The 15,763-nt window shown below is 32.7% G+C and carries 15 protein-coding genes and 1 pseudogene; 4 read left to right on the top strand and 12 right to left on the bottom strand.

Going from position 1 to position 15,763, the window contains the following annotated elements; genetic code table 11:
• Window positions 1-55: 55 nt before the first annotated feature.
• Both ACM6UH_RS02745 and ACM6UH_RS02740 read right to left on the bottom strand, forming a co-directional pair.
• Window positions 56-1,084, bottom strand: coding sequence for an alcohol dehydrogenase catalytic domain-containing protein (locus ACM6UH_RS02745; protein ID WP_011302332.1), 1,029 nt, complete (start codon window positions 1,082-1,084; stop codon window positions 56-58).
• A complete protein-coding gene (locus tag ACM6UH_RS02740; RefSeq protein WP_011302331.1) occupies window positions 1,077-1,793 on the bottom strand; it encodes a D-ribitol-5-phosphate cytidylyltransferase in 717 nt (238 codons plus the stop codon). Before ACM6UH_RS02740 ends, ACM6UH_RS02745 begins: the two co-directional genes overlap by 8 nt.
• 509 nt (window positions 1,794-2,302) lie before the next feature.
• Here ACM6UH_RS02740 and ACM6UH_RS02735 point away from each other — a divergent pair.
• Entirely contained in the window at window positions 2,303-3,640 is a 1,338-nt protein-coding gene (locus ACM6UH_RS02735; RefSeq protein WP_011302330.1) for an aspartate aminotransferase family protein, read from the top strand.
• 258 nt (window positions 3,641-3,898) lie between these two features.
• Here ACM6UH_RS02735 and ACM6UH_RS02730 read toward each other — a convergent pair whose 3' ends face one another.
• From ACM6UH_RS02730 to pgsB, 5 genes are read right to left on the bottom strand one after another with little or no spacing between them, the layout of a single operon-like run.
• Window positions 3,899-5,491, bottom strand: coding sequence for a gamma-glutamyltransferase (locus ACM6UH_RS02730; RefSeq protein WP_011302329.1), 1,593 nt, complete (start codon window positions 5,489-5,491; stop codon window positions 3,899-3,901).
• A 2-nt stretch (window positions 5,492-5,493) separates the two neighbouring features.
• Entirely contained in the window at window positions 5,494-5,652 is a 159-nt protein-coding gene (locus ACM6UH_RS02725) for a hypothetical protein (protein ID WP_162837506.1), read from the bottom strand.
• Window positions 5,642-6,712, bottom strand: coding sequence for a CapA family protein (locus tag ACM6UH_RS02720; protein ID WP_011302327.1), 1,071 nt, complete (start codon window positions 6,710-6,712; stop codon window positions 5,642-5,644). The genes ACM6UH_RS02725 and ACM6UH_RS02720 overlap by 11 nt, the downstream gene beginning before the upstream one ends.
• Window positions 6,713-6,727: 15 nt before the next feature.
• The gene (pgsC, locus tag ACM6UH_RS02715) at window positions 6,728-7,180 is read right to left on the bottom strand and encodes a poly-gamma-glutamate biosynthesis protein PgsC (protein ID WP_002482307.1); all 453 of its coding nucleotides are present in this window, start codon (window positions 7,178-7,180) and stop codon (window positions 6,728-6,730) included.
• A 1-nt stretch (window position 7,181) separates the two neighbouring features.
• Window positions 7,182-8,339 carry a poly-gamma-glutamate synthase PgsB gene (pgsB, locus tag ACM6UH_RS02710; protein ID WP_011302326.1) on the bottom strand — a complete coding sequence of 386 codons (1,158 nt, stop codon included), beginning with the start codon at window positions 8,337-8,339 and terminating at the stop codon, window positions 7,182-7,184.
• Between the two features lie 436 nt (window positions 8,340-8,775).
• Between pgsB and ACM6UH_RS02705 the strand changes: the two genes are divergently transcribed.
• Both ACM6UH_RS02705 and ACM6UH_RS02700 read left to right on the top strand, forming a co-directional pair.
• Window positions 8,776-9,105, top strand: a complete 330-nt coding sequence (locus ACM6UH_RS02705) for a hypothetical protein (protein WP_011302325.1) — start codon at window positions 8,776-8,778, stop codon at window positions 9,103-9,105.
• 195 nt (window positions 9,106-9,300) lie between these two features.
• Window positions 9,301-10,458: an ArgE/DapE family deacylase gene (locus tag ACM6UH_RS02700; RefSeq protein WP_002482304.1), complete on the top strand. Its 1,158-nt coding sequence runs from the start codon at window positions 9,301-9,303 to the stop codon at window positions 10,456-10,458.
• 172 nt (window positions 10,459-10,630) lie between these two features.
• Here ACM6UH_RS02700 and ACM6UH_RS02695 read toward each other — a convergent pair whose 3' ends face one another.
• The gene (locus ACM6UH_RS02695) at window positions 10,631-11,512 is read right to left on the bottom strand and encodes an AraC family transcriptional regulator (RefSeq protein ID WP_011302323.1); all 882 of its coding nucleotides are present in this window, start codon (window positions 11,510-11,512) and stop codon (window positions 10,631-10,633) included.
• A gap of 103 nt (window positions 11,513-11,615) precedes the next feature.
• Between ACM6UH_RS02695 and ACM6UH_RS02690 the strand changes: the two are divergent.
• Window positions 11,616-12,524 (top strand): annotated as a pseudogene (locus tag ACM6UH_RS02690) (DMT family transporter).
• Window positions 12,525-12,767: 243 nt separating this feature from the next.
• On the opposite strand, the gene ACM6UH_RS02685 reads toward ACM6UH_RS02690, so the two are convergent.
• The 4 genes from ACM6UH_RS02685 to ACM6UH_RS02670 form a co-directional block, all read right to left on the bottom strand.
• Entirely contained in the window at window positions 12,768-13,742 is a 975-nt protein-coding gene (locus ACM6UH_RS02685) for an alpha/beta hydrolase fold domain-containing protein (protein WP_011302320.1), read from the bottom strand.
• Between the two features lie 166 nt (window positions 13,743-13,908).
• Window positions 13,909-14,400 (bottom strand): GNAT family N-acetyltransferase, encoded by a 492-nt coding sequence (locus tag ACM6UH_RS02680; protein ID WP_047504616.1) that lies wholly within the window; start codon window positions 14,398-14,400, stop codon window positions 13,909-13,911.
• A gap of 430 nt (window positions 14,401-14,830) precedes the next feature.
• Entirely contained in the window at window positions 14,831-15,157 is a 327-nt protein-coding gene (locus ACM6UH_RS02675) for a thioredoxin family protein (RefSeq protein WP_011302318.1), read from the bottom strand.
• A gap of 114 nt (window positions 15,158-15,271) precedes the next feature.
• Complete coding sequence (locus ACM6UH_RS02670) at window positions 15,272-15,676, bottom strand: acyl-CoA thioesterase (RefSeq protein WP_172439370.1); 405 nt, start codon at window positions 15,674-15,676, stop codon at window positions 15,272-15,274.
• Window positions 15,677-15,763: the final 87 nt, after the last annotated feature.

The following is a 15,763-nucleotide window of genomic DNA, read 5'->3' as shown; positions in this document are numbered from 1 at the left end:
ATTCAAGTTGATAGGTTTTTATTACTAATTAAAAAAACGAAAATGCCTTACAAATTTACATTGTCCATTTGATAACCGTTTTACCCCATGAAGTGGATAAATCTGTTTCAAATGCATTGACCGCATCGTTGATTGTTTTGACATCAAACTCATTACCTTTAAGGAGCGCTAATTTTTCTACAACATCTGGATTATTTTTATAAAATTCAGCAATTTCTCTAAAGTCTTGTGCGCCACTTCTACTACTACCAAACATCGTCAAACCTTTTTCAAGTACTAAACGTGTATTGACTTCAATTGGATATTCACTGACACCAAGTAAACTAATCGTTCCTTCAGGTGATACTAAGTCAATAATCTGGTTAACTGCGGATTGGCTACCTTTGCCACCCACGCACTCAAAAGCATGATCAAACGTGACATTTGCAGGTACTTCATCAATATGATAGATGTGCTCCACAAACGAAAAATGACTTAATTTATAATCTGTTTTACCAAACACATAAATTTTAGCTTGAGGATACAATTTACTTAACAAAATAGCTGTAATATAACCTAAATTCCCATCTCCCCATATACCAAAACTATTTTTATTGGAAATTGATTTACGTTCAAATCTTTGTAATGCGTGCCAACTTACACTTACTAACTCTGAATAAGCAATCGTACTTAAATCTTCAATACTGTCATCTATTTCAACGACGCGATCGTGATCCATAAATACGTAATCTTGCATAAATCCATCGAAGCCACTAGATCTAAATTTACTACTAGGTAAATAGTTTTCTGCTATAACATCATCTTTTTCAACTGGTGTGTTAGGAACCATAATGACCCTTGTACCAATTTCATATTCACCTTTACTGTCATAGACGACTTCGCCAACACCTTCATGAATTAATGACATAGGTAATTTCTTTTTCAAAACTTTTTCATTTCTACTACCTGTATAATATCTTTGATCAGCAGCACAGATAGACAAATACAACGGTCTGACAATCACTTTGTTACTTTTAATATCTTCATTATTATAGGTTACTTCAAATTGTCTTGGCGCAACGAGTTGATAAACTTGATTAATCACTCAACATCCCACCTTTTATGATTGAGTTTGCCACTTTAAGATCATAAGGTGTCGTTATTTTAATGTTATATAATTCTCCCATTACCAATTTCACTTGTTTACCTGCTACAACTAAAATCTTACATGCATCTGTCATGATTTGTTTATCTTCATCAGATAAATCATTGTAGCTATTTCTCAATAGATTTACATTGAAAGATTGCGGCGTTTGTCCTTGATACATCTCACTTCTCACCGGTATCGATTGAATTGAATCACCATCTGCCGATGTGATAATCGTATCAGTTGCTGTAATAACAGTATCTACTGCACCATATTTTAGGACACTTTCAATATTTTCTTTAATTATTCTGCGTGTTAAAAATGGTCGTACCGCATCATGCGTTATAATAACATCATCATCAGAAATACCATTTTCTTTTTCTGCTGCACTAATAATATTCATAATTGTTTCATTACGATCAGAACCACCTTGAACAACTTCAATTCTGTCATCTGTAATGTGATGCTTACGTAATGTATCCTTTGTGTGAGAAATCCATTTTTGAGGTGTCGCGATAAATATCTTATCGAATTCACTTGTTAATAAAAACTTCTCAACCGTATGTACTAAGATAGGTTTTCCATCTAAATCTAAAAATTGTTTTGGTAGTGGTACGTTGCCCATTCTTGAGCCAATGCCACCCGCTAATATACCTGCATAAATCATATACATTCCTCCATTAAAGTTCTAACTCATACTGCTGTTCAACTTCATTACTATTTATTTTCATGTTTAATTAACGCTATATATATTTCCTGAATTTTGTTATAGATAAAAATATTATTTTATAAGAACAATATTACCAATTATCCCTCACTTTTTCTACTTATTACATTTTTCACAGTGTCCAACCATTTCTCAAATCAATGCTACTTATTAGATACAATATTTTCAGGATTAATTTCATCCACAGAATATTTGTGTCAAATTACACATAATGAGCGTTATTCAATTTTAATTTTTCAGAATATATTTACAATTCTAAATTTTCTTAGTATATTCATACGTATCAACGATTATTTGGGAGATGTCATAATGCATGCACTGTGGCGTATAGTAATCATTTCTATTTAGAAATACACTAGCAATTAATAGAGTGCCAATCACTATTTTCAATCCAAATCTGCATCAATCATGCGCACTATCTTATTTTCAATCATTGGGAGGCACAAATTATGAACAAATCAGAGCAACTTATAAATGAGGACAGTCAATACTTCGCAAAACCAGGACGCATCAAATATTATCCTTTAGCAATTTCTCATGGATATGGTGCGACACTTGTTGATGTTGAGGGCAATACATATATTGATTTATTATCAAGTGCAAGTTCACAGAATGTTGGACATGCACCTGAACAAGTCACTGAAGCAATTAAGGCACAAGTAGACCAGTTCATTCACTATACCCCTGCTTACATGTATCATGAACCCTTAGTTAAATTAGCAAAAAAATTATGTGAAATTTCACCCGGCCAATATGAAAAACGTGTCTTATTTGGACTATCTGGATCAGATGCCAATGATGGTATTATCAAATTAGCACGTGCTTACACCGGCAGACCTTATATCATCAGCTTTGTAAATGCATACCATGGTTCAACCTATGGTTCACTTTCAATGTCTGCTATTAGCTTAAATATGCGTAAATATTATGGTCCAATGTTGCCTGGTTTTTATCATATTCCTTTTCCAGACAATTATCGTGGAATGTTTGGCAGCAACCAGCCCAATACCGTTTCCGAATATCTAGCACCACTTAAAGAAATGTTTGAAAAATATGTACCTGCAGAAGAAGTGGCCTGCATCATGATTGAAACAATACAAGGCGATGGTGGTTTGCTCGAACCAGTAGATGGCTATTTCGAAGCCTTACAAGACTTATGTAAAGAACACGGTATCTTACTTGCTGTTGACGATATTCAACAAGGATTAGGACGCACAGGTAGCTGGAGTTCTGTCTCACATTACAATATTGAACCTGATTTGATTACATTCGGTAAATCATTGGCAGGCGGTTTACCAATGTCTGCAATCGTAGGGCGTTCAGAAATCATGGATTATTTAGAAGCACCTGCACATCTCTTTACCACGGGGGCTAATCCAGTGAGTTGTGAAGCAGCATTAGCAACCATCGCCATGATTGAAGACCAGAATTTATTACAAGCAAGTACAGATAAAGGTAATTATGTGCGCAAACGTATTGATGCTTGGACAGAACAATTCAATACTGTGGGTAACGTTAGAGGAAAAGGATTATCCATTGGTATTGATATCGTTTCTGATAAAATTAATAAAACACGCGCATCAGAAGCAGCATTAAAAATTTGTAACCGTTGCTTTGATAATGGTGTTGTCATTATTGCAGTAGCAGGCAATGTACTACGCTTTCAACCACCACTTGTCATTACCTATGAGCAACTGGACACTGCGCTTAACGTTTTGGAAGCAGCGATATCAGATTTTGAATCGGGTAAACTAGATAACTACGACACTGCAGGTCAGGGTTGGTAATAAATGAGTAAACTATGACAACCTTCTTGAATTTAAATAAACAACAAAAGTTAGTTTTTAAAACTACAGTATAATTAAAAAAACAAGAGTCTGGGACATAAATAGATGTCTCAGACTCTTGTTCATTTGTGAAGTAGATGATTGCGTTGAATAGGGATGGGACTACGAAATCGCAATTAGAAAATTTGATTTCTGTCACGCTTCCTTGTTTTGAATTATATATTACGTTTCATACCCCTTTGTATGACGATATATGGATTATCTATTACCAACATCTTGTCCTATTTCTACTGTTTTATCATTTTTATTGTAAAGTGCAGCTTGGACACTACCAAAGTTTGGATCATTGCGTTTTTCTTCAATTTCGAATCCTAAACTTTTGAATATATCTACATCTTGTTTACTAGTTGCATTTTCATAGAATATTTTTCCACCATCGTTGTAAAAACGCGGTTTATCTATAGACTCTTGTAGCGTGCCATCGCCTCTTAAATAATCTACCAGTACTTCATTCAGTGTTGTTGGTATTTTATTACCACCCGGTGTTCCTATACCCATATAATAATCAGGGCCTACAACAATACTTGGTGCAGTAAATGATCTCGGTTCTTTGTGTTTACCACCATAGTTAGGACTGGCTGGATTCGATGAGAAGTTACTTAAAGAGTTATTCATATAGAATCCCTCTTTCATGAATTTACCAGATCCAAAGAAACTCGCGAGTGTATTGGTAGTACTTGTTAATTTTCCATCTTTATCTATGACAACAAAATGCGTTGTGCTCGTATTATCAACATTATTCGTATTAAAGTTACTATTAAAGTTAACCTCGTTTAGTCTACCGAGTAAATAATCTTGTGATAAATATTCATCATAATCTTCATCTTGGCCATTGATAATATCTCTATTTCTATACATCAATGCTCTAGATTTTAAGATACCTGTTATGTAATCTAGACGATTATCTGGTGCTGCTTGGTTATCAGTAGCTTCATCTATTTCCAATCCTTGAAGCATTAATGTACCACCAAGTGGGTTAGACGCAGAGTAAACTTTATTATTCAAATAATCTGTACCTACAGGTTCTTTCTTCTCTGTTTTATAACTTTCAAAATCTTTCTCATTAATTTCATCATCTACTTGTTTAGAAACACTTTTACCAATTTTATCATAGAAATAATCTGGTCCTTTGTCTCTAATCCCTTTGATAGTAGAAGCTAGAGCTGGTTGTTTAACAACATCGCCTTCTCTTTTCGTTTGTTTTCCATCAAAAAACGGTGAATTTCTATCGATGTCTGAACCGTATAATTTTAGACTTCGCTCGAGTTCTGAATCTACTTCAAAACCATCTTCAGCTAAAGGAATAACGTAATTCAGGATTTTCTTTTCATCCATTTTCCCTGCTTCTTTATGTGCATCATGTATGCCTCGAACAAAACCAGGTGTACCGATTTCATCTTTTTGTTTAAAGTTAAATGACGAAATATCTTTATATTGCCATTGTTTTGGTGCAACGTTCTCTTGACCATCATAAGATAACATGGCACCGCCACCACCTAAACCGGATGAATGCGGTTCTGTTATAGCTAAAGCATAAGAAACACCCATGGATGCATCTACGGCGTTACCACCATCTTTTAATATTTTTTCACCAACGCGCGTAGCAATTGGATTATTTGAAGCGACACCGTAATTTTTATCTGACTTATCTTGGTTATGATCAGCTATTTTATTCTCATATAAATCATCTTTATCGTAATTATCTTTTTTTGTAATCATAAAAAAGATAAACGAAATAATGATTGTTAGGAGTAATATTACGATGAGCGATTTCTTATTGTAAATACTCATACTTAAGCTCCTTTAGACAAATATTGGTGATGAGAAGTCTCCAGTTCATTTTTTTCATATTGATCTAAGCCTTCATTCGCTCTAGCAAATACAATTAAAAGAAAAATAACCAATACGATTGAAATGATTGTAATACTTATCCAATGTTGTTTAATGTTCATAAACGTAGCCTCCATTCTCTTTTTTAAGATCTAAGTTTTTACTTTCTATATTGTTCAATAACTTTCTCTCTTCTACTACATTTGGTGATGACTTCGTTACTTTACCACCTTGAGATTTAATTGGTGTAATCATAAATTTAGATTGTTTACCATTCCAAGTTTGCTGAACTGCTAGACCTTGTTTATTTTTTGATAAGAAATCTTCGGATGTCGTATTGCCTAAGCTGTAAAAAATATCTGTATTTTTATATTTTTCAATTTCTTGAACAACCGAATTATGGCCGATAATCACATCAGCACCAGCTTCAGATAATGAATGTGCATACTCTCGTTGTCTAGTCGTCACTGAACGTTCATCGGTAATCCCCCAATCAACATTCACAACGACATAATCGTTATTCTCTTTTAATTTTTTAATTAATGGCATATAAATACTGGGTTCTAAACTAACTGATGTTGTATTTTTCAATGTATCCGTGTAATTCGACTCAACATCTGTAAATGAAACATTGGCAATTTTTTTACCCTTTATAGTTTGTTGTACAGTCTTACTATTTATCGGATTTGAACCATTTCCAGTAAGATAATTATATCCAGTTTGAGCTTCTACTGATTTCATAAAATCACGTGCCGTAATATTATCGGTAACTTGATTGATTACATTCAAACTTTTTAAATTGAGTCCCTTTAAGAACAATACATTTTCCAAGTTTTTGGATATATTCGTTTTCCTGTCATCTGAGAACTTCGTCATTTCTAAACTCGCAGTAGAATAATCACTTCCCTTTAAGATCTCTTTAATGGATGCAAAAGCATCATTAAGATTGTTCTTTCTGATATGATTATTTAATTCAATGTTTCCTAGATATGTCATACTTATCTCATTTGGTGCTTTTCCTATTGCTTTTACTGGTTCTATTTTTTGTGAAGTCATGGCAAATACTAAAAGTATCAATGCTACAACGAAGATAATACCGGTGTATATTGAATTCCTTTTTTTATGCCGCTTCGTCCACTTTAGTATGCGTTCTTCCATTGAAAATTTTTTAGAATTCTTCATAATCCAAGCTCCTTACTAGTTGATAAAGCTGTAAAAGAATAAGATGACATATGTAATACATGTGAGTAACATACAAGTTGACAAAGTAATTATGACACCTTGTTTTTGAATCGTATTAGCTATGATGCCCGGTATTACAACGCCAATGCCTGACATCTCTACCATTTGAAATGGACTTAACGGATAAATTAAATCAAAAACAAATTTCAACACCATACCGGTTAGTATCATCGCCGCAAATTTTCTACGTCCATATAATATAACGATACGACTAATACCATGGTTAACGATGAAGTATGTAATACAACTAATAATCAGTACGGATAATAACATGATCGGCTGATCAAATATTAATGCTAAATATCCTGGTACTACTAAACCAGCAGGACTGATACCAAATTTTTCGGCAAATATTAAACTTAATACGATGCCTACAAATAATGAAAAATATAACTCTGAACCTATCATATTATTTGATCCCTTCTATATACTCTGCTATTTGTTTACCTGGTCCGTGAATATTCCCTACACAGAACATCAAGGCATTTTGAGATTCATTATAAACTGCGCGTTCAACCTCTTTTATGTCTTTACCTTCAAAGTTTAAATATTTCTTCTCGGGCAATCCTTTCATTACGTCCGTTACCATCTGTGTACTCTTTCCTGTACATATCAATGTATCGAATTCAACATCCGTAATAAAGTCTTCACAGAACTGTCTCGTTCTATCAATTCTGTCTGAACGACAATTTAATATAAGAACAATTTTATTGTAAGGGTAATTATACGTTTCAACCTTGTTTAAAATTGCTTTTGTAGACTGCGGTTCATTGGCAGCAAATGCATTTACATAAACATTTGTTGAATTATTCGCATTATAGTATTTCACTTCCACTGCGCCGACATCTGGTGGTGCATTTAACATGCCTTGTAACGCAATATCTCTGTCGATGCCAAGTGCTTCAGCCACACCCATTGCAATTGCAACATTATCTGGAAACACAATATACCCAAATTTCCTTAAGAATGATTCAGGCACTTCTTCTTTATTAACGACAATTAATTTAGTCTTACGTCTTTTGGCTACTTTAGCAAAAAAGTCGGTGTAATCATCCTTCATTACGATAAGATGACCTTTGTAAGGAATTGTCGCTGTAAATGCTTCAGCTACCTCGTCTAAAGTAGGTCCTAAGACATCCATGTGATCTTCCATGACATTAACGATAACGCCAATATTAGCTTTAACCAATTCTTTTTGAAAGGTTATCTGATAATCAGGATTCACTGCCATACACTCATTTACAAGCGCGTTCGCCTTTTGTTTAACAACCTTCTTTATAATGTCGCGTTGTTCACCAATATTAGCGCCTTGAGGCTTTCTATAAACTGGATACTCTCTCGGTGTAAACCAATACATCATACGAGCGTCTGTACCTGTTGTCTTGCCTATTACACGATATTGATCTTCGCGTAAAATACTATAAATCAATCTTGTAATTGTTGATTTACCTCTAATACCATTTATATTGATGCGTATAGGAATTTTTTCTAATCTATCAGAATGCTGTCTTTTCTCAACAATTCCTAACCATAGAATCAAACCTACACAAATAATGATTAGTAGCAAATTTTGTCCCTCTTTTCACTTCAGACTATTAAATTTTATGTATAAATGCTTAAAGGCAAAGCACATGAGTCAACCACACTATACATAAGATGTATGAGACTATGTATATTCTTCACCATTCAATAAAGCCATCCTAACACGGAGTTATTGATTTAATATAAACACTTTGAACTAAGTGTTAATTAAATGTAAATTCGCATTTACAATACATGTAAAAAAGAATTTTTTTCAATCAACAAATCCTATCATAACAATGTTTTAATTTTTTTAAAATCAAATATTTTTTTTATTATTTTTTAAAAATATTTTTACTCATCTCAAACGTTTTTCAGAAAACAAAAATATAATATTTACTTCAACTTTACATGATATTAAAAATCAAATGTTATCTTGTATGTATTAAGACATATACGAATAAATGATTAGGAGGCAGTTTATGAGTAAGTCAGTTAAATTAGTAGTTTCAATTTATCTTGCAGTAGTTGTAATTATTTGTTGTAGCTATCTAATTATGATTCTAGTTGGTAGTTTTCAAGGAAATGATATGAGAGGTTCTGTGCTAGATACGGATAACACAAAAAATATTGAAAATGTAGACTATATTAACAATACTTCAAAATCATTAGAATCAAATGCATCTCCTTCAGATAGTGTTCCAAAAATTTCACAATCTAGTATCGATACAACTTCAAATAAACTGTCTTCTATACAAGACGCTCACCATACATGGTCTTTAGATAATTCAATTTCTAAAAACCATGTATGATTTTTTTATTTCTATATATAACAATGATTGAAAGCCCTTTTTGATTTAATACGTCATTATATCCAATATTCAAGTTGAACATTCAAATGCAAATACCTTCCCTTTCTGAATTTATGCGATGCCATCTTTAATATATTCGATATAATTAAAATGACTCACATAAATTGTTTATTTATTGAAAAGGGGTTTTTAATTATGAGTAAATTTACAGAAGCTGAAAAAGTTCAAATTCTAGAAGATTTAGTTGCGATTAAATCAGTTAATGACAATGAAATGGAAGTTTGTATGTATTTAAAAGACTTACTATCGCAACACAATATTGATGCTAAGATTGTTAAAATCAATGACACGCGTGCCAATCTAGTTGCTGAAATTGGTGAATCAGGACCAGTCTTAGGTATTTCAGGACATATGGATGTTGTCTCAGAAGGCGATATTAAAAAATGGACATATGATCCATTCAAATTAACTGAAGTTGACGGCAAATTACACGGTCGTGGTGCTGCAGATATGAAATCAGGTTTAGCCGCTTTAGTATTGAGCCTTATTGATATTCATGATCAAGGTTTATTAGAATATGGTAGAATCCGTTTACTCGCCACTGCAGGTGAAGAGATTGTTGGCGAAGGGGCTAAAGCTTTCCAAGAACAAGGTTACATGACAGATGTAGAAGCACTTGTCATTGCTGAACCTTCACAAGACCGCATCATCTATGCACATAAGGGTTCGATGGATATCCGTGTTATTTCCAGAGGTAAAGCATCACATAGTTCAATGCCACAACTTGGTTTCAATGCCATTTCACCACTCGTAAAATTTGTTTACAAAGCGGATGAAGGCTTTAAAAGTTTCAATAAACGTAACGATTTATTAGGTGATGTACTAATGAACGCGACTATTTTCAATGGTGGTAATCAAGTGAATTCAATTCCAGAGCATGCCGAATCTGAATTCAATATACGTACGATTCCAGAACATGATAATGACCAATTCATCACTTATTTTAATGAAATTTTGAAGCAGGTTGAAACCGATAAAACAGATATAGAAATTGACACTTATATGTCTAGACCTCCTGTATATACGACAGGTGAAAATAAATTAGCTTCATTAGCGCATGATTTGGGTGAAAAATATTTAAATTCCGATTTACCTCTTGAAGCATCACCTGGTGTAACCGATGCATCCGATTTATTAGTCGATAAAGATGAAGACTTTTCATTCATTATGTATGGACCTGGATTAATACATCAAGCACACCAAGTTGATGAATATGTTGAAAAAGATGTTTATCTTACATTTATAGATTTATATACAGAATTTTTCCCTACTTATTTAAAAAACATGAAATAATTTATTAACAAGTAATCCAATTACTCAACTTTTATAATACACTTTATAAAAACGACACTTCTGCAAAAGTCGTAACAGCAATATACGCGCTACAAATTTTCACTTATCAGTGTCTATTTTGTAGCGCGTATATTATTTATGTAAATATTTTCTGTTTGCATATTTGATGCGGTTAATTTGTATGATGATATTTTTGGTATTGCTTTGGCGTCATACCGTAGCGTGCTTTAAATACTTTTATAAAATAACTCGTAGTTGAGAATCCACAAGCCATAGCTATTTCTGTAATAGTAGATAACCTATCTTTATCGAGGATAGATTTACTTTGTTCTAGTCTGTATCTCAACAGATATTCAAATGGCGTTTGTTTTACATATTTTTTAAATAATCTTATCGCTTCAGCTTCGCTTAAATAAATATTTTGACTCAGATGTCCTAGAGTGATTTTATCTTGAAAATGTTTATGTATATAAGACATCATTTGCTTTACTCTATAATCAAAATGGTATGTTAATTCCGTAGGTTGTTGTTTCATATATTGCATGAGCCATTTCACTATCTTATAAAAATAGGTCATGATATCCAGCTGAAAATATGCCTCTTGTTTCTGATATATTGTACCAACGCTTTCAATACATGCTAGTAATGCATGATGACTCAAATTTTTGTGAGATAAATATATATAAGGTACCATTTCAGCTTGTTGTGATATATAACTTAAATATTTATACTCCATATAACTCGAAATATTTGGTATTTCAATATTCCAACAATAAAACTCACTTATATGTTCAAGCCCCTGTATCTCGTGCACAACATTCGAATTAATAAATATGCCATCACCTGTATTTAACACGATGTTTTTGTCACTAATGCGAATAGTCAATTTACCACGTAATACAAACACAAATTGCAATGCACTGTGCCAGTGTATGGGTATCTGTTCCATAAACGCTTGATCTAACCTTGTTTTCAACACAATATGTCGCCAATATTCATCAGGGTATTGAATGCGCTCTTCTCCATTATCTTCAATAATTATCCCTTTATACATAGCCTATCACCTCAATATATTGATAATTTTAAACCATTTATTTGTATTATATCAATATTAAGTGCGTTATATTTTAATATATTAATACATCGTAGGTGATAAAATGAAACAACAATCTCGTTTTCTCGGCATTATATTGGCAATATTAGGCGCATCTTTTTGGGGTTTAGGTGGCACAGTTTCTGATTATTTATTTAAACATCAAAATATCGACATCAACTGGTACGTTACTGCACGACTCTTAATCAGTGGCTTGCTACTATTAACAATATTTAAAATACTTAACCCTAGGCAGTCCATATTTATAGTATTTCGTAATGTAACGAATACAATACAGTTACTTATATTTTCAACTTTAGGTATGCTACTTGTTCAATATGCTTACATGGCATCAATTAACTATGGTAATGCTGCCATTGCTACCTTATTACAATACATTGCACCTGTTTATATTACTTTGTGGTTTATCATACGCAAAAAAGAAACCTTTAAATTATTTGATGTTATTGCAATATTATTAACACTCACAGGAACATTCTTATTATTAGCCAATGGTTCCCTTGACAGTTTAATGGTTTCAAGCTCGAGTATGATTTGGGGTATCATCTCTGGTTTATCGTAAGCCTTCTATACTATTTATGCCAGTAATCTATTATCCAAATTTCCATCAATACTCGTCGTTGGTTGGGCAATGCTCATTTCTGGTATCTTAATGAATTTCAAAGCACCTATTTGGCAATTCACTATGTCTCAAATAGATATAAGTGTGATTTTGTATTTAGCCTTTGGCATTATTTTAGGTACTGCAATGGCATTTTTCTTCTTTATTAAAAGTTTAAATTATTTATCTGCCAAAGAAACTACACTTTTTGGGACAATAGAACCTGTAATGGCAATTGTTGCGAGCGCACTTTGGTTAAAAGTTGTTTTCCTACCATTTCAACTATTAGGCATCGTGCTCATTATTATTCTGATATTAGCACTTTCTTTAAAAAAGGATAAAGAACGATAAATATGTATTGTACATCAGTGTAAACCATTACAACACAACTACTCAATCTTATACTAAAGAGGACTCATCCATCATATACGGACGAGTCCTCTTTAACTGAGGCAATCATACTATTTTGAAGGTGCATGCTTGCTTAGAACCTAGAGCATAACTTGAGCTGTCAATCTCTTACTCACACTCATACATTGCTCCCTCGGCGTCAACAGATTATGAAGTCAGTGACACTACCTCTATCATGTATATTTAATTTTGTTTAATAATTTTGTTGATCTTAGCGATAAATTGTTCTTTTTCTGGTATTGGGAAAATAGGATGTATATGAAATAAATTATATCCTGGCATAAAATCATGTTGAATATTTCGAGCATTCAACATATTTGATAATTTCACTGCGTCTGGATATAACGTTTCTTTCGTCCCTATTGAAATTGTTATATGACCCAGCCCTTCAATATCACCAAATATAGGAGATACGCGCCAGTCTGTCAGATCAAGGCCATTCGCCCATAATTTTATAAAATATTTACTTCCGTCGATTGCAAGCATTGGGTCTATTTTTTCATAAATTTTTGCTTCCGGATTTGAAAATGTTGCGTCAAGCACTGGAGATATTAAAACGATGTTACTTGGTTGTGCTAAGTTTAACGTTTTAATATATTGTGCAAATGATAAGGCTATTTGGCCTCCTGCAGAGTCACCCATTATTGTGAGTTGATGAGGATTTTCGACTTGTTTCAGTAATTGTGTATATAATGTTTCCAACAGAGTGAACGTCTCTTTATAGGTTGCATGTGGTACTTTAGGATATATAGGCATGATTACTTTAGCACCTAGTTCGCCAGCCAGTGAATCTATAAAATCAAAGTGATATTTTAATGGATTTTGGAACCAAGCACCACCATGAATATACAAGACAACTGGTTGTTGTCTATCTTTGTTGTCATTCACAATATATACTGTAGACTCTTGAACTGTAGTCGTTTGGACATTGTGGTTGAAATAATAATCCGTACCTTCATATAATGCTTTCGTTTCATCTTTAACCTTCTCTAAAGCTTGTTGCGCATTTTCCACATTTAAAAATGAACTTTTCATTTTTGTTGCTCTAATAATGATTTCTTCTAAAAAACTTTTGTAGCTACGTTTTTCTTTAACTTTTGCATATACGTATGATGTGGCAACACCTATACCAACAATAGTGGCTATTTTTCTAATCACGTTAATTATCCTCCTCGCACTTTCTTATACATATATTTTATAACAAATTGAGCAATCATTTTAAATAAAAGGTACTATCTTTATAGTAGATTATAAAGTATATACGCAATTTCCTGTTTATAGAAAATTCTAATGCATCATGCTCAGATTTGTTAAGCGTTAAATTTTAATCTTGGTTTAGCATCATTGCCATATATAATTCATCAAAATAATGTTCTTCCATAAAAACAGATTCATGCTTAATTCCCTCAATTTTAAAATCTAACTTTTCATAAAAGTTAACTGCTGGTTTATTCGAAGTAATCACCGTTAATTCTAACCTTCTTAATCCTTTGCGTTGTGCCCATTTGATTGTTTCATTAAACATTTGCGTCGCTAAGCCTTGTTGATGTAAGTCATTGATTAAGCCAGTCACAATATATCCAATATGTCTAACTTTAGCTAACATACTGATATGGACAGATAAATAACCTAATATTTGATTATCGTCCGTTTTAACACCTATGTAAAAATTCCTTTTTATATCTTCACTCAGTTTATCTTTATCAAAACTTCTTTCATCAGGCAAATAAAGCATATATTGCGTTTCTTGATCTATCTTTTTCATACAATTATAAAGTGCTTCTGCTTCATTTGGACAGATTCTTTCGATACGCATAAACATCCCCCTTAATGCTATAAATTAACTTTATCATACATTACTTTTTATAATTGCGATATAATTTATCTGATTTTTCTTGTTTCAATTTAACACAACTTTTTTAATTAAAAATAAAAGCATGGAAGTGTGACAGAAATCAAATTTTTTAATAGAGATTTCGTAGTCCCAACTATGCAATCAAGGCAAAGATGACGAGGATAAAGGTTTACTTGAGCTAAAGCTCATGCATAAGTCTCACTAGCATTTTTACGTGGCATACATAGGCTTTTGCAAAAGAACAAGTGAGACTTAATATTTTCAATTCAGTCATCTACTGCCTAAACGAAAAAGAGTCTGAGACAACTATTTATGTCCCAGACTCATGCTTCGTTATATCAACGTGATGGTTGTATACATTTTTTATATATAGTTAATACAAATCTTTCTGTTATACCATGCTTTTATACATCAAAGTCAGTTGATGTTCAAATTGTTGCATATCAATAAATCGACCTTGACGATGCATTTCTTTACCATTAAAGTAAATTAAATCTACAGGCACAGTAAAGATAGATAATTCTCCTGCAATCTCCTCTAATTCACTTTGATTAATCACACCTAATGGAACATCAGGAAACTCATTCACTATACCCGCAATTTGAGGTAATACAGCATGACATACGCTACAATGATCTCTCATGATATGAATGACTACAAGCCTATGCTCTGCAATAAATTCATGAAACGCTTCTATCGATGTTAATGTTTTTGGCATTTTGAAGACCACCTCTACAACATAAATTGAATATCATTATGTACTGTATTGCTTTGGACAATCAATTATTTTGCTCACTGTAATATCATATTTACACTTTTTCACATATTATGATTAGCTTAAAATCGTTTGAAATACTTCCGGCAATCTCGTTACTTTTTTCTTTTGTAAATCAAAAAATGTCCCACTTTGTTTGCCTATACAATGCACTGCATCCTCTGATTCAATTTCAAACTCAAATTCCCAACGTAGTTTACTTGCTTTTACTAAATAACAACGTCCTACGGGTTTATCATGTATGGTAATGGGTGTTTTGTATTCTGCTTCTGTATTCATTAGAATAGGCGATATTTGTTGATTCATCATATCAGAATATGGCATATATTGATTAATAAAGTCAGTTCGTAAATCTTCAAACCATCTTATATATACAATATTACTTACTATGCCCATCGCATCAATATCATATCCATTTACTTCAAAGTTTCTTTCAGCCACTAATTTTCTTTCAGTCATAATCCTATTCGCTCCTCAAACAACCTTTAATTTATCTATCCTCTATATTATAAGTATATAACTAGCAAATTGCATTTGTTTGAGTTTATT

Origin of the sequence: Staphylococcus sp. LKG4-2 (genome assembly GCF_050955665.1) — a bacterium.
GTDB lineage: Bacteria > Bacillota > Bacilli > Staphylococcales > Staphylococcaceae > Staphylococcus > Staphylococcus saprophyticus.
This window is presented reverse-complemented; position numbering and strand designations above follow the sequence as displayed.